The 18,394-nt window shown below is 71.3% G+C and carries 17 protein-coding genes; 10 read left to right on the forward strand and 7 right to left on the reverse strand.

What is annotated here, in order from left to right; genetic code table 11:
- Positions 1 to 16 precede the first annotated feature (16 nt).
- Both ATL45_RS20975 and ATL45_RS20980 read left to right on the forward strand, forming a co-directional pair.
- The gene (locus ATL45_RS20975) at positions 17 to 862 is read left to right on the forward strand and encodes a phosphatidate cytidylyltransferase (RefSeq protein ID WP_093146624.1); all 846 of its coding nucleotides are present in this window, start codon (positions 17 to 19) and stop codon (positions 860 to 862) included.
- Between the two features lie 181 nt (positions 863 to 1,043).
- On the forward strand, positions 1,044 to 1,775 hold the full coding sequence (locus tag ATL45_RS20980) for a class I SAM-dependent methyltransferase (protein WP_093146623.1): 732 nt from the start codon (positions 1,044 to 1,046) through the stop codon (positions 1,773 to 1,775).
- Positions 1,776 to 1,845: 70 nt separating this feature from the next.
- Here the strand turns inward: ATL45_RS20980 and ATL45_RS20985 are convergent, their stop codons facing one another.
- Positions 1,846 to 2,610, reverse strand: a complete 765-nt coding sequence (locus tag ATL45_RS20985) for a VOC family protein (RefSeq protein WP_093146622.1) — start codon at positions 2,608 to 2,610, stop codon at positions 1,846 to 1,848.
- Positions 2,611 to 2,996: 386 nt separating this feature from the next.
- Here ATL45_RS20985 and ATL45_RS20990 point away from each other — a divergent pair, with 386 nt between their 5' ends.
- Positions 2,997 to 3,467 carry a hypothetical protein gene (locus ATL45_RS20990; RefSeq protein ID WP_093146621.1) on the forward strand — a complete coding sequence of 157 codons (471 nt, stop codon included), beginning with the start codon at positions 2,997 to 2,999 and terminating at the stop codon, positions 3,465 to 3,467.
- On the opposite strand, the gene ATL45_RS20995 is transcribed toward ATL45_RS20990, so the two are convergent.
- From ATL45_RS20995 to ATL45_RS21010, 4 genes are all read right to left on the reverse strand, one after another.
- Positions 3,444 to 4,121 (reverse strand): metal-dependent transcriptional regulator, encoded by a 678-nt coding sequence (locus ATL45_RS20995; protein WP_439332498.1) that lies wholly within the window; start codon positions 4,119 to 4,121, stop codon positions 3,444 to 3,446. The genes ATL45_RS20990 and ATL45_RS20995 overlap by 24 nt on opposite strands.
- Before the next feature lie 72 nt (positions 4,122 to 4,193).
- The gene (locus ATL45_RS21000; RefSeq protein ID WP_093146619.1) at positions 4,194 to 5,069 is read right to left on the reverse strand and encodes a metal ABC transporter permease; all 876 of its coding nucleotides are present in this window, start codon (positions 5,067 to 5,069) and stop codon (positions 4,194 to 4,196) included.
- A complete protein-coding gene (locus tag ATL45_RS21005; protein WP_093146618.1) occupies positions 5,066 to 5,818 on the reverse strand; it encodes a metal ABC transporter ATP-binding protein in 753 nt (250 codons plus the stop codon). The genes ATL45_RS21000 and ATL45_RS21005 overlap by 4 nt, the downstream gene beginning before the upstream one ends.
- Positions 5,815 to 6,681 (reverse strand): metal ABC transporter substrate-binding protein, encoded by an 867-nt coding sequence (locus ATL45_RS21010; protein WP_246025464.1) that lies wholly within the window; start codon positions 6,679 to 6,681, stop codon positions 5,815 to 5,817. The genes ATL45_RS21005 and ATL45_RS21010 overlap by 4 nt, the downstream gene beginning before the upstream one ends.
- 127 nt (positions 6,682 to 6,808) lie before the next feature.
- Here ATL45_RS21010 and rlmN point away from each other — a divergent pair, with 127 nt between their 5' ends.
- Entirely contained in the window at positions 6,809 to 7,921 is a 1,113-nt protein-coding gene (gene rlmN / locus ATL45_RS21015; RefSeq protein ID WP_093146616.1) for a dual-specificity RNA methyltransferase RlmN, read from the forward strand.
- Between the two features lie 241 nt (positions 7,922 to 8,162).
- Here rlmN and ATL45_RS21020 read toward each other — a convergent pair whose 3' ends face one another.
- Together ATL45_RS21020 and gabT are read right to left on the reverse strand one after the other, a co-directional pair.
- Positions 8,163 to 8,333: an AbrB/MazE/SpoVT family DNA-binding domain-containing protein gene (locus ATL45_RS21020; protein ID WP_121505375.1), complete on the reverse strand. Its 171-nt coding sequence runs from the start codon at positions 8,331 to 8,333 to the stop codon at positions 8,163 to 8,165.
- Between the two features lie 148 nt (positions 8,334 to 8,481).
- Complete coding sequence (gene gabT / locus ATL45_RS21025) at positions 8,482 to 9,798, reverse strand: 4-aminobutyrate--2-oxoglutarate transaminase (RefSeq protein ID WP_093146615.1); 1,317 nt, start codon at positions 9,796 to 9,798, stop codon at positions 8,482 to 8,484.
- A gap of 116 nt (positions 9,799 to 9,914) precedes the next feature.
- On the opposite strand from gabT, the gene ATL45_RS21030 reads away from it, so the two are divergent.
- From ATL45_RS21030 to ATL45_RS21055, 6 genes are all read left to right on the forward strand, one after another.
- Positions 9,915 to 11,363 carry a PucR family transcriptional regulator gene (locus ATL45_RS21030; RefSeq protein ID WP_093146614.1) on the forward strand — a complete coding sequence of 483 codons (1,449 nt, stop codon included), beginning with the start codon at positions 9,915 to 9,917 and terminating at the stop codon, positions 11,361 to 11,363.
- Between the two features lie 13 nt (positions 11,364 to 11,376).
- Positions 11,377 to 12,786 (forward strand): helix-turn-helix domain-containing protein, encoded by a 1,410-nt coding sequence (locus ATL45_RS21035; protein WP_093146613.1) that lies wholly within the window; start codon positions 11,377 to 11,379, stop codon positions 12,784 to 12,786.
- Positions 12,787 to 13,217: 431 nt separating this feature from the next.
- Entirely contained in the window at positions 13,218 to 14,672 is a 1,455-nt protein-coding gene (locus ATL45_RS21040; RefSeq protein ID WP_093146612.1) for a purine-cytosine permease family protein, read from the forward strand.
- A 28-nt stretch (positions 14,673 to 14,700) separates the two neighbouring features.
- Entirely contained in the window at positions 14,701 to 15,993 is a 1,293-nt protein-coding gene (locus ATL45_RS21045) for a flavin monoamine oxidase family protein (protein WP_093146611.1), read from the forward strand.
- A gap of 11 nt (positions 15,994 to 16,004) precedes the next feature.
- On the forward strand, positions 16,005 to 16,946 hold the full coding sequence (speB, locus tag ATL45_RS21050; protein WP_093146610.1) for an agmatinase: 942 nt from the start codon (positions 16,005 to 16,007) through the stop codon (positions 16,944 to 16,946).
- On the forward strand, positions 16,946 to 18,370 hold the full coding sequence (locus ATL45_RS21055) for an aminobutyraldehyde dehydrogenase (RefSeq protein ID WP_093146609.1): 1,425 nt from the start codon (positions 16,946 to 16,948) through the stop codon (positions 18,368 to 18,370). Before speB ends, ATL45_RS21055 begins: the two co-directional genes overlap by 1 nt.
- Positions 18,371 to 18,394 lie beyond the last annotated feature (24 nt).

Below are 18,394 nucleotides of genomic sequence, written 5' to 3' on the forward strand. Positions count from 1 at the left end.
CGAAGGTGAGTCCGGAATGCCCGCTGGCGCCCCGGACCCGCCTTCGCGTCCTTCCCGGGCCGGACGCGATCTCCGGGCCGCCATCGGCGTCGGGGTAGTGCTCGGTGCCGCGATCATCCTCTCGTTGCTGATGGTGCGCTTCGTCTTCATCGGCATCGTCGCCGCCGCGGTGGCGGTCTCCAGCGTCGAGCTGGCCAACGCGCTCAAGCGCGGCTCCGGCACCCGGGTGTCGCTCGTCCCGGTGCTGGTGGGCGGGCAGGCCATGGTGTGGTTGTCCTGGCCGTTCGGGCTGCGCGGTGCGCTGGTGGCGTTCGCGATCACCGTGCTGGCCTGCCTGGCGTGGCGGTTCCGGCACGGTGTCGACGGCTACGTGCGGGATGTGACCGCGTCGGTGTTCACCGCGGCCTACGTGCCGCTGTTCGCCGCGTTCGCCGCGATGCTGGTGCGGCCGGAGGACGGTGCGTTCCGCGCGCTGTGCTTCATGATCGGCGTCGTCGCCTCCGATACCGGTGGTTACGCCTTCGGCGTCCTGTTCGGCAAGCACCCGATGGCCCCGAAGATCAGCCCGAAGAAGTCCTGGGAGGGCTTCGCCGGGTCGATGCTGGTCGGCGTGGGCGCGGGTGCGCTGTCGGTGACCCTGATGCTCGGCGGCGAGTGGTGGGAGGGCATGCTCTTCGGTGCCGCCCTGGTGTGCACCGCGACGCTGGGCGACCTGATGGAATCGCTGATCAAGCGGGACCTGGGCATCAAGGACATGGGCAACCTGCTGCCCGGCCACGGCGGCCTGATGGACCGGATGGATTCGCTCCTCCCGTCGGCGGCCGCGGCCTGGATGATGCTCTTCTGGCTCGTCCCGTCGTGAACGACGGCCTGACGAACTTCTTTCGCGTGGCGTTGCGAGCAGCCGAACCTCAGGGCCCGCCTGGCTGCGGGATCCCGTCCGATGCACGTCGAACGGGCCGTTCTCGCCAGGCGCACGCTGCGAACCCGCGCCGCAGGTGGGCTGAGCGGCTTGGTCGCTTCGAAGACGAGGACGGGCGTTGATGCGTGCCTGGCGGAAGGCGGCTCGGCCGCAGGTCACGCCGAGTCCGAACATCTGGCACTGGCCGGAGCTGTTCGAGACCGAGAACCGGGCCCAGGACGCGACCGGTGCGCTGTGGGACGCGCTGCGCGAGCGCTGCGACTGGGCTGACCGGGACGTGGTCGACATCGGCTGCGGCGACGGCTTCCACCTGCCGCTGTTCGCGGCCGAGGCGCGCACCGTGATCGGCATCGAGCCGCACCAGCCGCTGGTGGAGCGGGCCCGCCACCGGATGGCGGGCACGCCCGGCGTGGACGTGCGGCAGGCGCCCGCCCAGCAGTTGCCGCTGGCCGATGCCAGCGCGGACCTGGTGCACGCCCGCACCGCGTACTTCTTCGGCCCCGGCTGCGAACCGGGCCTCGCCGAGGCGGAGCGGGTGCTGCGTCCGGGCGGCATGATCGCGATCGTCGACCTGGACGCGGGTTGCTCGCCGTACGGCGACTGGATGCGGGCCGATGCGCCGCAGATCGATCCGGCCGCGATCGAGTCGTTCTTCCAGCGCCACGACTTCGACAGCACCTCGGTGGCCACCGAGTGGCGCTTCGACGACCGGGAATCCCTCGAAGCCGTCCTGGGCATCGAGTTCTCCGCGAAGGTCGCCGCCCGCGCGGCCCACGAATTCCCCGGCTGCACGATCCCGGTCGGCTACCGCCTCCGGACCCGTCGCAAACCGACCACCCTCCTGACTCCCTGAACCGTGCTCCGTCACCCGAGCAGGCGTCGATTTGGTGCGAAATCGACCAGGCCTCGGGTGACGGAGCTGGTCACTCGCCGGTGCGCTGAGCGGTGTCGATGATGAAGAAGGACGCGCCGACGACGTCCCGGAGCAGGGCCACGCGGCCGTGCGGGGAGTCCGTGGGTTCGCGCAGGACCTCGCCGCCGAGCTGCACCGCCTTCGCGGTCGCCGCGTCGGTGTCTTGGTCGGGGTTGACCTGGAAGTACAGCTGCCAGTGCGCGGGCACGTCCTCGGGCAGCGAGAGGCTGGTCTCGAAGCGGCCCGCCGTCGGCTGGTCGTCGACGTACCAGACCGTGTAGTCGAAACTGTCGCCCGGTTCGCCGATCTGCTCCTGCCGGTAGCCCAGCAGGTCCGCGTAGAAGGGGTCCGCCGCGGAGCCGTCGCGGGTGTGCAGCTCGGCCCAGCAGAGCATGCCCGCGTGGTCGCGGCCGAAGGTGCCGTTGGGCGGTGCCTGCCACAGGCCGACCGGCGCCCCGGTGGGATCCTCGGCGACCAGGAACATCTCGTCCGCGGGCGTTTCGGTGGGTGGTACCAGCACCTTCCCGCCCAGGGCCCGGATGCGCTCCACCGCGTGGCGGACCGAACCGCACTCCAGGTACAGCGTCCACGCCGTCGGCACGCCCGTCTGGGGCGGCAGCACTCCGGCGACCGGCTTGTGCTCCTTCATCGCGATGTTGTAGTCCGGCCGCTGGATCCAGTGCCAGCCGAACAGACCGGTGTAGAAGTCCCGGGTGCCGGACACCTCGTTGGTGGCCAGGTCCACCCAGGCAGGCGCGCCCACTGCGATGGTCATCGGCAGTCCGCCTCTCCGCGATTTTCAGTGGTGGTTGCGTCCGGGGTTGATCTCGCGTTTGACGGTTTCTTGTGGCTGGGTTGCATCACGCTCCCCTGAGGTGCGGGTGAGCAGGACTCCAGTTGGCACAAGGGGTGTCATGGCTTCTTCTCCGCGGCTCCCCCAGAGGGTGACCGGCGCTGGGGCGGGGAAAACCCCTGCGGCCGATCAAGATCGCGGACGTCACCCGGTGGCGCTACGTCTCAGTGCCTTTACCGCAATCGAACGCCCCCGAATGACGCCTTGATCCTGGACCGCCCACGTGATCGACTAGGTGTGGTCACCCAGCGTGCGTATACGCACGTGGAGGGCTCGATCGTGCAAGCACCCGGGTTACAGGAGCAGCCATGGCCAACCGCGCGGCGAAGCCGGTCACCGCGGGCTTGAGCCGGCTCGCCGAGATGGACCGCCGGGAGCGCAACCGGATCATCCAGCAGCTGTGCGAGCAGCACCCGGCCTTCCGCTCGCTGCTGAAGCAGGTGTCGATCGCCCGCGGCGTGGCCTTCGGGTCCGGGCTGGTGCTGGCCGTCGCGGTGATGTTCCTGGTGCAGAACGCACCGGTGCTGTGGGTTTCCGGCCTGGTGTTCATCGGGCTGGCCGGGTTCTGCTACGTGGCGGTGGCGCTGACCGACAGCCGGTTCGACCTGCTGCTGGCCGTGCTGGGCGCGCACCGGACCGACGAGTTGCACGGCCGGCTGGTGACCGAGCAGGTCTACGGCGAGGAGTGCGCCGAGCAGCCGGAGCGAACCCGGGTGGTGACCGCCCGCTCGGTGGGGCCGCGGCTCACCGACGGTTCACCGGTGCACGCTGATCGATAGCGCCGCGGCGATCTCGCTGCCCACGAAGTGCGTTTCGTCGTCCGGGGGTTCGCCGACGCGCACCACCAGCGGCCCGCCGAACGGCTTGCGCTCCACGAGCTCGATGCGCGATCCCAGCGTCATGCCGTGCTCGGTGAGGTAGCGCAGCAGGTCCGAATCGGTGTCCCAGACGCGCGCGATGGTGCCGACGGTGCCCGGGTCGACCTGGTCCAGCAGCTTCGTCGCGGGCTTCTCCATCCGGCCGTCGGCGGTCGGGATCGGATCGCCGTGCGGGTCGTGGGTGGGGTTGCCGAGCTTGGCCGCGATGTGCGCGACGAGCTCGTCGGACACCGCGTGCTCCAGGGCGTCGGCCTCCCGGTGCACCGCGTCCCAGCTGTAGTCCAGCTCCTCGACCAGGAACAGCTCGATCAGCCGGTGGCGGCGGAGCACGTCGTGGGCCAGGCGCCTGCCTTCCGGGGTCAGCTCGACGCTGCGGTACCGGACGTGGGTGACGAGGCCGAGCTGCGCGAGCTTGTTGATCATGCCGGACACCGATGAGGGACTCAGCCCGAGGCGCTGCGTCAGTGTCGCGTTCGTGACGGGCACGCCTCGTTCGCTGAGCCCGTAGATCGCCCGGAGGTAGTCCTCGACGGACGGCGACGGACGCTCGGCCATACTCGTCATACTTTCACGATACGGGCGTCGGGGAAGCCCTCGTGAAAGTGGTGTTTCGGCCTCGCGGGCAGTTCAGGCTCGCACCGGGGAACCGGTCCTCCCGCGTCGGCGCACCGTCCGGGCGATCAGGCCCTGCTCCGGCGCGCCGAGGTAGACCAGCGCGAAGACCGCCGTCTGGCACACCACGATCATGCCGCCGGTCGAGGTGTCCAGGTGGAAGCTCAGGTAGGTGCCCAGGACGCTGCTGAACACCGACAGCGCGGCGGCCACCGCCAGCATCCGCGGAAACCGCTTGGTCAGCAGGAAAGCCGTGGCACCCGGCGTGATGAGCATCGCGGTGACCAGGATGACGCCGACGGCCTGCAGCGCCACGACGACGGTCAGCGCCAGCATCGTCAGCAGCAGCGCGCCGATCCGCCGCGGGTTCAGCCCGATCGCGTGCGCGTGGGTGGGGTCGAAGGCGTAGAGCGTGAGGTCGCGGCGCTTGGCCAGCGCCACCGCGAGCACGATCGCCGCGATCACCAGCACCTGCAGGATGTCGGAATCGGTGACGCCCAGGACGTTGCCGAACAGGATGTGGTTGAGGTCCACCTGGCTCGGGATGCGCGAGACCAGCACCAGTCCCAGCGCGAACAGACCGGTGAACACCACGCCGATCGCGGCGTCCCCCTTCAGCTTGGTGGTGCTGCGGACGCCGGCGATCAACCCGACGGCGAGACTGCCGAACAGGAACGCGCCGAGCGAGAAGGGCAGCGCCAGCACGTAGGCGAGGACCACGCCGGGCAGCACGGCGTGCGAGACCGCGTCGCCGAGCAGCGACCAGCCGATCAGCGTGATCCAGCAGGACAGCACGGCGCACACCAGCCCGGCGGCCAGGCTGACCAGCAGCGCCCGCTGCATGAAGCCGAACTGCAGCGGCTCGGCGAGCCACTGGACGATCTCGTTCACCTGGTCTCCTGGGTGCTGCTCTGGGCGACGGCGGTGTCGACGCCGAAGGTGCGGGCGAGGGTGTCCGGCGACAGGACTTCGTCGAGCGGCCCGTGCGCGATCACCCGCTGCTGGAGCAGCACCGCTTCGTCGCACAGCGCCGGGACGCTGGCCAGGTCGTGGGTGGAGATCACCACCGTGCGGCCCTCGGCGCGCAGAGCGCGCAGCAGGTCGCTGATCATCGCCTCGGACTTCTTGTCCACGCCGGCGAACGGCTCGTCGAGGAACAGCAGCTGCGCCTCCTGCGCGATGCCGCGCGCGACGAACGCGCGTTTGCGCTGGCCGCCGGAGAGCGCGCCGATCGGGTTGCCCGCCAGCTCGGTGAGCCCGACCCGCTCCAGCGCGGCGCGAACCGCCGCCTTGTCCCGCTGCTTGGGCCGGCGGGTGAGGCCCAGGTGCCCGTAGCGGCCCATCATGACCACGTCCGCCACGGTCACCGGGAAGGTCCAGTCGACGGCCTCGGACTGCGGCACGTAGGCGATCAGCCCGTCGCGCCGGGCCTGCCGCTGGTCGCGGTCGAGCAGCCGGATGTCCCCGGTATCCGGGCGGACCAGCCCCATCAGCGCCTTGAACAGCGTCGACTTCCCGGAACCGTTCATACCCAGCAGACCGCAGATCCGCCCCGGGGCGATGTCCACCGACACGTCGTCGAGCGCCAGCGTCTCGCCGTAGTGGACCGTCACGCCGTGCGCGCTGATGGCGAGGTTCACCGGGCACCCCGCAGACCCGCGACGATCGTCTCGGCGTCGTGGCGCAGCAGGTCCAGGTACGTCGGCACCGGGCCGTCCGGGCCGGACAGCGAGTCGACGTAGAGCACGTCGCCCAGCCGTGCGCCGGTCTCCCGCGCGACCTGCTGCTGGGCCTTGTCGTTGACGGTGGACTCGCAGAACACGGTGGGCACTCCGTTCTCCCGGACGAATTCGGTGGTCGCCTTGATCTGCTGCGGCGTGCCCTCGGAATCGCTGTTGACCGGCCACAGGTAGGCCTCGCGCAGGCCGGCGTCGCGCGCCAGGTAGGAGAACGCGCCCTCGCAGGTCACCAGCGCGCGGTGCTCGTCGGGCAGGGCCGCCAGCTCCTCGCGCAGGTACCGGTCGATCTCGTCCAGCCGGCCCAGGTAGGCATCGGCGTTGGCGCGGAAGGTCTCGGCGTGCGCCGGGTCGAGGCGGATGAACGCGTCGCGGATGTTGGTGACGTAGACCGCCGCGGTGCGCGGCGACATCCAGGCGTGCGGGTTGGCCTTGCCCCGGTACTCGCCGCCCTGGATCGGGATCGCCTCGATTCCGCTGGTCAGCGTCACGTGCTCGGCCTCGCTGCGCTGCACGAACTTGTCGAACCAGCGCTCCAGGCCGAGCCCGTTGTCCAGGACGAGATCGGCCTTGGCGGCCCGGAGCATGTCGCTGGGGGTGGGCTCGTACTCGTGGATCTCGGTGCCCGGCTTGGTGATCGACTCCACCGCGATCGCGTCCCCGGCGACGTTGCGGGCCATGTCAGCGATGACGGTGAACGTGGTGACCACCTGCCTGCGCCCGTCGTCGGGCTGGCTGAACCCGGTCCCGCATGCGCTGAGCAGCACGAATGCCGCCGCGACGAGAGAAGTATTTCGGAGGCCTGCGGAACGGGATTTCGCCACGCCGAAAACTGTACCCCGGGCGGTGGCCGCCACCAAGGTCGTCTCCGGGCGTGGGAAGATGGGCGGCGCTATGTCTGCGACCTCCCTGCCACTCGTCTTCGACGCCCCGCGCCGCGGTATGCCCCCGCGGCACCTCGCCGACCTCTCCGCCGACGAACGGAAGGCCGCCGTCGTCGAGCTGGGGGAGAAGCCGTTCCGCGCCAAGCAGCTGGCGCACCACTACTTCGGCAGGCTCAACGCCGATGTCGAGTCGATGACCGACATCCCGGCGGGCAGCCGCGCCAAGCTCGGTGAGAGCCTGCTGCCGCCGCTGCTCACCGAGATCCGCCACCTGATGACCGACGACGGCACGACCCGCAAGTCGCTGTGGCGCGCGCACGACGGCACGCTCGTGGAGAGCGTGCTGATGCGCTACCCGGACCGCGCCACCGTCTGCATCTCCAGCCAGGCGGGCTGCGGCATGGCCTGCCCGTTCTGCGCCACCGGCCAGGGCGGTCTGCAGCGCAACCTGTCGACCGCCGAGATCGTCGACCAGGTGCGCGCGGCCGCCGCCGCGATGCGCGACGGCGAGGTCCCCGGCGGCCCCGGACGGCTGTCCAACGTGGTGTTCATGGGCATGGGTGAGCCGCTGGCGAACTACCGCCGCGTGATCAACGCCGTGCACCGCATCTGCGACCCGTCGCCGGAAGGCCTGGGCCTCTCGCAGCGCTCGGTGACCGTCTCGACGGTGGGCCTGGTCCCGGCGATCAAGAAGATGACGGCGGAGAACCTGAACGTGACGCTGGCGGTGTCGCTGCACACGCCGGACGACGAGCTGCGCGACACGCTGGTGCCGGTGAACAACCGCTGGAACGTCGCCGAGGTCCTGGAAGCCGCGCGCGGCTACGCCGACCACACCGGCCGCCGGGTGTCGATCGAGTACGCGCTGATCCGCGACATCAACGACCAGCCGTGGCGCGCGGACCTGCTGGGCAAGCTCCTGCACAAGCACCTCGGCCAGTTCGCGCACGTCAACTTGATCCCGCTGAACCCGACGCCGGGCAGCAAGTGGGACGCCAGCCCGAAGCCGGTGGAGCGCGAGTTCGTCCGCCGCGTCCGCGACGCGGGAGTCTCCTGCACGGTCCGCGACACCCGAGGCCAGGAGATCGCCGCAGCCTGCGGCCAACTCGCAGCCGAGGAGTGAGTCGCGCGAGGCCGGTGGGGCAGTTGTGAACGCAATGAACAAAAGGGTGACTTCTGGGCGTCCGGTGCTCCATGATCGGCGCTGCTGGACGCGACCCGGTCATCGAGGACTTCTTCGCGCGGTACCGCGGCACCGCTCCAGTCCTGGACCTACGTCCTGAGTGGACGGAGGTCCGAGCCCGGCCGGTGCGCGTCGCGAACCGCCCCCCGAGCGGCGCGCGCCGGTTGTGCGGCCGTGGTCGTCACTCGACGACCGCGGGTTTGCCCAGCAACGCCTCGGCGACTGGTGCGCCGGGCAGGACCGCCGGGCGCATCTCGACCACGATCTGCCCGTCGTCCTCGTAGGCGACCAGCGGCATCCCGGGTTCGATCCCGGCGGCCCGCATGATCGCCCGCGGGAGGGTGATGCGCATTTCCCCGTCTGCGGTGATCTCTGTGCACTCCGCGTGTCTCACGAGCGAAATGCTGGTCCCAGCCACGACCGTGGATCAAGCTCCGTCACACCCCTGTGGAGTTACTCCTGGGACCAGTCGCCAGCCGTGCACAGACGCGCTGCGCCGTTCAGCTCGTGTGCTCGCGGATCGCCTCCTCCAGGACTTCGAGGCCTTCGGTCAGGAGGGCGTGGTCGATGACCAGGGGTGGGAGCAGGCGGATCACGTTGCCGTAGGTGCCGCAGGTGAGGAGCACGACTCCTCGCGCGTGGCAGGTCTTGGCGATCTTGGCGGTCAGCTCCGGGTCCGGTTCGGTCGTGCCCGGCTTGACGAACTCGATGCCGATCATCGCGCCGCGGCCGCGCACGTCGAGGATCGCTTCGGTGGTCAGGGCCCGCAGGCGGGGTAGCACCAGGTCGCCGATGGCGCGCGCGGCGGCGGCCAGGTCTCGCTCGCGCATCGCGCGGATCGCGCCGAGCGCGCCTGCGCAGGCGATCGGGTTGCCGCCGTAGGTGCCGCCGAGGCTGCTCGGCGGCATGGCGTCCATCAGCTCGGCGCGACCCGTGACCGCCGCCAGCGGCAGGCCGCCCGCGATGCCCTTGGCAGTGGTGATCAGGTCCGGCACCACGTTCTCGTGGTCGCAGGCGAACCAGGTGCCGGTGCGGCAGAAGCCGGTCTGGATCTCGTCGGCGATGAACAGCACGCCGTTGTCGGCGCACCACTTCGCGATCGCGGGCAGGAATCCCGGTGCGGGCTCGATGAACCCGCCCTCGCCCTGGATCGGCTCGATCAGCACCGCGGCGACCTGGTCGGCGCCGAGCTGCTTGTCGATCCGCTCGATCGCCTCGCGCGCGACCTGCTCGCCGGGGCGGCCGTCGCGCGCCGGGTAGGACATCGGCACCCGGTAGACCTCCGGGGCGAACGGGCCGAAACCGTGCTTGTAGGGAACGGACTTCGCGGTCAGCGCCATGGTCAGGTTGGTGCGGCCGTGGTAGGCGTGGTCGAAGGCCACGATCGCCGGGCGGCCGGTGGCCCGGCGGGCGATCTTGACCGCGTTCTCCACGGCCTCGGCGCCGGAGTTGAACAGCGCGCTGCGCTTCTCGTGGTCGCCGGGGGTCAGCGCGGCGAGCTCCTCGCAGACCTGCAGGTAGTTCTCGTAGGGCGTCACCATGAAGCAGGTGTGGGTGAACTCGGCGACCTGGCGGCGCACCGGCTCGACGACCTCCGGCGCGGCGTTGCCCACGTTGGTCACCGCGATGCCCGAGCCGAGGTCGATCAGCGAGTTGCCGTCGACGTCGTGCAGCACCCCGCCCGCGGCCTCGGTGATGTAGACGGGCAGCACGCTGGCCACTCCGCCGGCCACCGTCGCGGCGCGGCGCCGCTGCAGTTCGCGGGAGTTCGGTCCGGGGATCTCGGTGCGCAGGACGCGCGCCTGGGCGGTGGTCACGGAGCCTCCTGGTGATGTCGTACTGGGACCAGACTCGGTGGGAGGTGGTGATCTGGACAGTTGACGATCTGGTTAACTCGGGCGCGGGAATTGGACACAATGTCAGGAGGTGGCCGGTGCCGTTGACGTTGCGCGACCTGGTCGCGGACACCGCGCTGGGCCTCACCGCGCGTGCCGGGGAGCAGGCGCTGGACCGGCCGATCGCCTGGGTGCACACCAGTGAGCTGGCCGATCCGGCACCGTTCCTGGAGGGCGGCGAGCTGCTGCTCACCACCGGGCTCGCGCTGGGCGAGGACTGCGCGGTGCTCGTGGAGCGGCTGACTTCGGTGGGTGCCGCTGGGCTGGGCTTCGGCGTCGGGCTGAGTCACCGGGCGATCCCCGCCGAGTTGGTGGCCGCTGCCGAGCGGGCCGGACTGCCGCTGCTGGAAGTGCCCCGCCCGACACCGTTCATCGCGATCAGCAAAGCTGTTTCGCACGCCGTCGCCGCCGACGAGTACGCGAGCCTGCGGCGCACGAGCCGCGCGCAGCACGAGCTCGCGCAGGCGGCGGGCACGACCAACGGGATCAACGCGCTGGTGCGCAAGCTCGCGCGGCTGCTCGACGCCTGGGTGCTGCTGCTCGACCCCAGCGGGCGGCTGCTGCACAGCGCGCCGGTCGCCGCCGGTTCGCGGCTGGGGCAGTTGACGCCCGAAGTGGACAAGATGCGCGCGAAGCGGGGCCTGGCCGCGGCCGGTTTCCCGCTCGGTGACCAGGAAGTGAGCATGCAGGCGCTGGGCGGCCGGGCGCGCGGTTTCCTGGTCGTGGGCCGCGACGGGCCCTTCGCCACCACCGACCACCACGTGATCAACTCGGCCGCTTCGCTGCTGACGCTCGCGCTGGAGCAGGTCGAGGCGCTGGGTTCGGCGCGTCGGCGGCTGCGGTCGGGTTTCCTGGAGCTGATGCTGCGCGGCGAACCGGTGCGGGACGTGCTCGGGGATCTGCACGCCGAACTCCCGCCGGAGCCGTTCCGGGTGGTGGTGCTGCTGGGCGCGCCCGATCGCGACGAGCTGGTGGCCAGGCTGGCGGCCGACCAGCCGAGCGCACCCGTCTACCTGGCCGAACGCGGTGACGCGGTGGTGGGACTGGTCGCCGACGACGCGCTGGACTGGCTCACCGGCCAGTCCGGACTCGCCGTCGGCGTGTCCGAACCGAGCACCGCGGCCGGGCTCGCCGAAGGACTGCGGCAGGCCGAGCAGGCCGCGCAGGTGGCCAAGCGCGGTGACGCCGCGGTGCGGTTCTCCGAGCTGGCCGGGCGCGGATTGCTCGACCTGGTGCCCGCAGGTGACGCGCAGGCCTTCGCCGAGGCAGTGCTCGCGCCGTTGCGGGATCAGGAGGTGCTGCTGCGGTCGTTGCAGGCCTGGCTGGCGCACCACGGCCAGTGGGATCCGGCGGCCAGCCGGCTCGGCGTGCACCGGCACACCTTGCGCAACCGCGTGCACAAGGTGGAGGAGCTGCTGGGACGCAGCCTCGACCAGCCCGGCGTGCGGGCGGAGCTGTGGCTGGCCCTGCAAGTGCTCGGCGCGTGACGGAGGTGCTGCGGTGCTCGTCGACGATCTGCTGAACCTGCCGGAACTCGACCTGCGGGTGCGGGTGCGCGGCCGGGTGGACCGGCCGATCCGCTGGGTGCACACGATCGAGATCGAGTCGCCGGGACGTTTCCTGCGCGGCGGCGAGGTGGTGCTCACCGCGGGCGTGTGGCGCACGGCCGGGATCACCGCGGAGGCCTTCGTGGCCGATCTCGTCGCGGCCGACGTCGCAGCCGTCGGGTTCGGCCTGGTACCGCCGGAGACGCAGGTGCCCGAGGAGTTCGTGGCCGCCGCGCGCGAGCACGGGCTGACCTGCTTCGTGGTTCCCGTCGAGGTCGCGTTCCTGCAGATCGTGGAGGCCTTCGTCAGCACCAAGCGGGCCGAGTGGGAGCGGCCGCTGCGCCGCCACCTCGCTCAGCACGACGCGATCGTGGCCGCGCTGCGGGTCGACCGCGGCGTCGGCACCGTGGTCGGCGCGCTGGCCAAGCAGCTCGGCGAACCGGTCGCGGTACGCGTCGCAGGTGCTCTGGCGGCTGGCGAGACACCGACGCCCAACCACCCGTTGCCGCTGGTGGGAGAGGGCCTGGCGGAGGCGGAGCTGCTGCTGCCCAGGCCGCTGGGCGAACTCGACGTCGAGCAGCAGGCCGCCGTGGTGCAGGCGATGCCGTTCATCGCGCTGGAGATCGAGCGCACGCGAGCGGTCCGCGCGACGGAGCTGCGCTACGCGTGGGAGCTCTTCGAGTGGGTCCACAGCGGAGCGGTGGGGATCGAGACCGTCCGCACGCGGCTGCACTCGCTCGGCCTGCCGCCGGACGGGCCGATCGCTGCCGTCGTGGTGCGCACGGCGAGCCCGGATGCCGTGGCGCTGCGCCTCGGCGACCTGCTGGGCACCGATGGCGTGGCCGCCCAGCGCGGCAGCGACGTCGTCGCGTTCGCCCGGGTCGCCGACAGCGCGGCGGACCTGGCGCGGCGGATCCACGACTCGCTGGGCAGCGACGTGCACGTCGGTGTCGGCAAGCCGGGCAGTGCCTCGGAACTGCGGGTGAGCCTGCTGCAGGCGACCCACGCCGCCGAGGCGGTGTCGTCGCGGACCGGGCGTGGCTGGATGACGCACGAGCAGCTGAGCAGCCCGGCGCTGCTGCTCTCGGTGCAGGACCCGGAGCTGCTGGCGGCGACCTCCCGGACGCTGCTCGGCCCGGTGCTCGACCACGACGAGCGGCGCGGCAGCGACCTCGTGCCGTCGCTGGAGGTGTACCTCGACGCGGGCGGCCGCTGGCAGGAAGCGGCGCAGCGCCTCCACGTGCACATCAACACCCTGCGCCACCGCATGAGCCGGGTCGAGGAGCTGACCGGCCGGAGCCTCTCCAGCACGGCGGACCGGGTGGACCTCTTCCTCGCGCTCCGCGCCCTCCGCCGGTCCTGACCGCCGCGTCGGCGTGTCGGGCCCCGACTCGCCGACGCGGTCCGCAATTTCAATGGAAATCAGACGTCTGATTTCCATTGAAATCGCGTCGGATCCCGAGCGGCGTCGGATCCCGAGCGGCGTCGGATCCCGAGCGGCGTCGGACGATCGTCTTCGGGGGTTGTGCGATCGTCCAACGGTCGAGGGGGACTTCGGAGGATCGGTGACTACCTCCGGTCGGTGACCGGGGCCACGCTGTGTTCCGGTGCCGCGCGGCCACCGGATCCCGTTTCCCCAGGAGGTCGACGAATGACGCCCTGTGTCAACCGGAGTCCTGCTCAACCGGACCTCAGGGGACCGTGATGCGGCCCAGCCACAAGAAACCGCGAAACGCGAGAACAACGCCAAACGCGACCACCACTGAAAATCCCGGAGAGGCGGGACCGCTGCGAATGACCCCAGAACCGAGACCGGCCGCGCCTGTCGCCATCGAGACGCACGGCGTCGACACCATTCCCGATGCCGACCGCACCGGGCGGCCCCGCGACATCGCCGGGATCCTGCTCGGCTCGAACCTGTGCCTCGGAGTGGTCATCTTCGGCTGGCTGCCCGCCTCGTTCGGCCTGGAGTTCTGGCCCGCCGCGACCTCGATGATCGCCGGGACGCTGCTGGGCACCCTGCTGGTCGCACCGCTGGCGCTGGTGTCGCTGCGCACCGGCACCAACCTGTCCACCAGCAGCGGCGGGCACTTCGGGGTGCGCGGGCGGCTGATCGGCTCGGTCATCGGGCTGCTGCTGTCGCTGGGTTACGCGGCGCTGACGGTCTGGACCGGCGGGGCGGCCGTCGTCGGCCCGCTGCACCGGATGTTCGGGCTGCCCGACGACGGGGTCAGCCACAGCATCACCTACGCGGCGCTGGCCGTGCTGTCGGTGCTGGTCGCGATCTTCGGCTACCAGCTGCTGACCAGGCTGAGCAAGTGGGTCGCGCTGGGCACGCTGGTGCTGATGGCGGTCGGGATCTTCGCCTACGCCGACCAGTTCCAGACCGGCCCGGTCACCGACTCCGGCTACCTGCTCGGCGACTTCTGGAGCACCTGGGCGCTGTCCGTGGTCGCCGCCGGGCTCAGCGGGCCGATGGCGTTCATCACGCTGCTCGGCGACTACAGCCGCTACGTCTCGCCGCGCCGCCACTCCTCCCGCGAGGTGTTCGCCGCGACCTGCGCCGGCATGCTGCTCGGGCTGCTGATCCCGCAGCTGTTCGGCACGTTCACCGCCTTCGCCTCCCGCGCCGCCGACGACTACGTCGGCCCGCTGGTCGCCGCCGCACCGCTGTGGTTCCTGCTGCCGCTGCTGCTCAACGGGGTGTTCGGCACCATCGGCAACGCCGGCGTGCTGATCTACAGCATGGGCCTGGACCTGGACGCGATCGTGCCGCCGCTGTCGCGGGTCAAGGCCACCGTCCTGACCTCCGCGATCTCCACGGTGCTGGTGTTCCTCGGCTACTTCGCCTGGGACGCGCAGGACGCGGTGACCGCGTTCGTGCTGCTGCTCACCGCGGTGGGCACCCCGTGGGCGGTGATCACCCTGATCGGCTTCGCGCAGTGCCGGGGCGTGTACGACCCGGACGCGCTGCAGGTCTACAACCGCCGCTCGCGAGGCGGCATCTACTGGTACGCCGCGGGCTGGAACCCGCGGGCCGTCGCGGCCTGGGGGATCGGCTCGCTGGTCGGGCTGCTGGCGGTGGACACCGCGCTGTACAAGGGGCCGCTGCTGGCGCTGACCGGCGGTATCGACCTGAGCTTCGTGCTGGCGGCGGCGGTCACCGCCGCGAGCTACCTGCTGCTGGGCATCGGAAGTCCGCAACCGGTGCCCGCCGAACCCGACGTTCGGGCAATCGCGAACGTCTGATCTGTAGAGCGAACGAGGAAGTGCAAGCATGGATCGTCACGACGTGGTCGTCATCGGTGCCGGCTTCGCCGGGCTCACCGCCGCGCGCGACCTGCGCGAAGCGGGCAAGGACGTGCTGGTCCTGGAGGCCCGGGACCGCATCGGCGGCTCGACCTGGTACCAGCCGGACGTGTTCGACGGCGTCGGGCTGGAGATGGGCGGTACCTGGATCGTCCCGCAGCAGACCCACGTGTGGGCCGAGGTGCAGCGCTACGGCATCCCGGTGGAGGACAGCGAGCTGCCCGGCCGGATGACCTGGTCCGACCACGGCACGGTGCTGGACACCCTGCTGCCGGTGCCGCCGCAGGAGTACGAGCAGCTGGAGCACGCCGTGCGGGCGCTGATCGCCGACGCGTCCCGGTTCGACCCGCTGCGGCCGCTGTCCGAGCAGGACGTCGCCGACCTCGACGTGCCGATCCGGCAGTGGGCCGAGAACGCCGGTCTGAAGGGCAACGCCAAGGAACTGATGATGTCCTGGTTCTGCGGCTGCGCCAACGCGAACGAGGACACCGGGTCGGCGCTGGACATCCTCCGCTGGTGCTCCTCAATGGACAGTTCGCTGTGGGGCATGGTGCAGGCCAGCGTGCTGGGCTTCACCTTCACCGACGGCACCGCGTCGCTGGCGCGGGCGATCCTGGCCGACGGCGGCGCGCAGCTGCGGCTGTCCAGCCCGGTGCGCAAGGTCGAGTCCGACGAGGAGGGCGTCACGGTCACCTACGACGGCGGTGCGGTGCGGGCGGACCGCGTGGTCATGACCACGCCCGTCGGCGTGTGGCAGGACATCGAGTTCTCCCCGGCGCTGCCCGCGGACAAGCTGGCGATCTCCCGGGAGAACCACGCCGGGCAGGGCCAGAAGGTCTGGGCGCTGGCACGCAACGTGCCCGAGGACATCAGCGGTTTCGGCTGGGGGACCAGCTTCGACTACGTCGGCGCGATGAAGACCACCGAACGCGGCGTGGTGCTGGTCTGCTTCGCCCCCGAGCACGACCGCGTCGACGCCACCGACCTCGCCGACGTGCAGCGCGCGGTGCGGGAGTTCGCGCCGGAAGCGGAAGTTCTCGACGCGCACTCGCACGCTTGGGTGCACGACGAGTACTCCAAGGGCACGTGGGCGACCTTCCGCGCCGGGCAGTTCGCCGAGTACGAGCTGTGCGTGGGCCGGACCGAGGGGCGCGTGCACTTCAGCGGTTCGCACACCGCGCGCCGCTGGCGGGCCTTCATCGACGGTGCGATCGAGTCCGGCAAGCGCACCGCCGCGGAGATCCTGGCGGCCGAGCAGTGAGGAACGAGAGCATGAACGAACCGATCGGTCCGGTCGACGCCACGCGCGTGCCGCGCTACGGCGGGGACACCACGTTCGCGCGGCTGCCCCGGCTCGCCGACGTGCCGGACGCCGACGTGCTGCTCTGGGGCGTGCCCTTCGACACCGGCGTCAGCTACCGGCCCGGTGCCCGGTTCGGCCCCAACCACGTGCGGCAGAGCTCCCGCCTGCTGCGGCCGTACAACCCGGCGATGGACGCCGAGCCGTTCGCCGTGCGGCAGGTCGCCGACGCGGGCGACGTCGGGGTGAACCCGTTCGACATCCAGGAAGCCATCGGCACCATCGAGCGCAGTGCGCGGGAGCTGTCCGGCACCCGCCGCACGCTGCTGACCATCGGCGGTGACCACACCATCGCGCTGCCGCTGCTGCGGGTGCAGCACGAGCGGCACGGGCCGATCGCGGTGCTGCACTTCGACGCGCACCTGGACACCTGGGACACCTACTTCGGCGCGCCCCACACGCACGGCACCCCGTTCCGCCGCGCCGCCGAGGAAGGCCTGATCGACTTCGAGCACTCCATGCACGTCGGGCTGCGCGGCCCGCTGTACTCGAAGCTCGACCTCGACGAGAGCGAGCGGCTGGGCTTCGCGGCGGTGCACAGCCGCGAGTTCGCCCGGACCCCGCTGGACACCATCATCGAGCGCATCCGCGCCCGCCTCGGATCGCGGCCGGTGTACCTGTCCATCGACATCGACGTGCTCGACCCGGCGTTCGCGCCCGGCACCGGAACTCCCGAGGCGGGCGGGCTGTCCAGCCGCGAGCTGCTGGAAGTGGTGCGCGGGCTGGCCGACCTCAACGTGGTCGGCGCGGACCTGGTGGAGGTCGCCCCGGCCTACGACCACGCCGAGATCACCGGCATCGCCGCTGCTCACGTGCTGTACGACCTGCTCTGCATCCTGCCAGGAGGACGCTGATGCGCCGGATCCGCAACATCATCGACGGCCGGGCGGTGGACGCCCGCAGCGGCCTCACCACCGATCTGATCGACCCCTGCACCGGAGCGGTCTTCGGCACCGCGCCGCTTTCGTCCGCCGAGGACGTCGGGGCGGCGTACGCGGCGGCCCGGACGGCGTTCGCGCAGTGGCGGCGCACCACGCCCGCCGACCGGCAGCGGCTGCTGCTGCGGCTGGCCGACGAGGTCGAGCGGCGCGCCGAGGAGTTCGTCGCGGCGGAGGTGGAGAACACCGGCAAACCGGTGGCCGCCACCCGCAGCGAGGAGGTCGAGGCCGCCATCGACCAGATCCGGTTCTTCGCCGGCGCGGCGCGGGTGCTCGAGGGCACCGCCGCCGCGGAGTACACGCCCGAGCACACCTCCTACGTGCGGCGGGAGCCGGTCGGCGTGGTCGGCCAGGTGGCGCCCTGGAACTACCCGCTGCTGATGGCGGTGTGGAAGATCGCCCCGGCGATCGCGGCGGGCAACACCGTGGTGCTCAAGCCCGCCGACACCACGCCGGTGTCCGCGGTGCTGCTCGCCGAGGTGGCGGCGGAGATCCTCCCGCCCGGCGTGCTCAACGTCGTGTGCGGCGACCGGGAGACCGGCCAAGCGGTGGTCGCCGACTCGGCCGCGGCGATGGTGTCGATCACCGGCTCCACCCGGGCAGGCAGGCAGGTGGCCGCGGCGGCGGCCGAGGACGTCAAGCGCGTGCACCTGGAACTGGGCGGGAAGGCGCCCGCGCTGGTGTTCGCCGACGCGGATCTGAAGGCGGCGGCGGTGGGCATCGCGGCCGCGGGCACGTTCAACGCCGGTCAGGACTGCACCGCTGCGACCCGGGTGCTGGTGGAGCGATCGGTGGCCGAGGAGTTCACCCGGCTGCTGGTCGAGGAGGTCCGCGCCCTGCGCCCCGGCCCGCCGTCCGATGTGGACGCCGATCTCGGGCCGCTGAACAACGCCGCCCAGCTGGCACGCGTGCAGGGCATCATCGACCGCTTGCCGGAGCACGCCCAGGTGCTCACCGGCGGCGAGCGGATCGGCGACGAGGGCTGCTTCTTCGCGCCCACGGTGCTCGCCGGTGTCCGCCAGGAAGACGAGCCGGTGCAGGAGGAGATCTTCGGCCCGGTGCTCACCGTCCAGCAGTTCTCCGACGAGGCGGAAGCCCTGGGCCTGGCCAACGACGTGGACTACGCACTGGCGGCCAGCGTCTGGACCCGCGATCACGGCCGGGCCCAGCGCTGCACCGCGGACCTGGACTTCGGCTGCGTCTGGGTGAACGCCCACATGGTCCTGGTCGCGGAGATGCCCCACGGCGGCTTCAAGCACTCGGGCTACGGCAAGGACCTCTCCCGCTACGGATTCGAGGACTACACGCGCATCAAGCACGTGATGCACAGCCACGCCTGACCGGACGCCGTGAGTGTTTCGGGG

Origin of the sequence: Saccharopolyspora antimicrobica (genome assembly GCF_003635025.1) — a bacterium.
GTDB classification, from domain to species: Bacteria; Actinomycetota; Actinomycetes; order Mycobacteriales; family Pseudonocardiaceae; genus Saccharopolyspora; species Saccharopolyspora antimicrobica.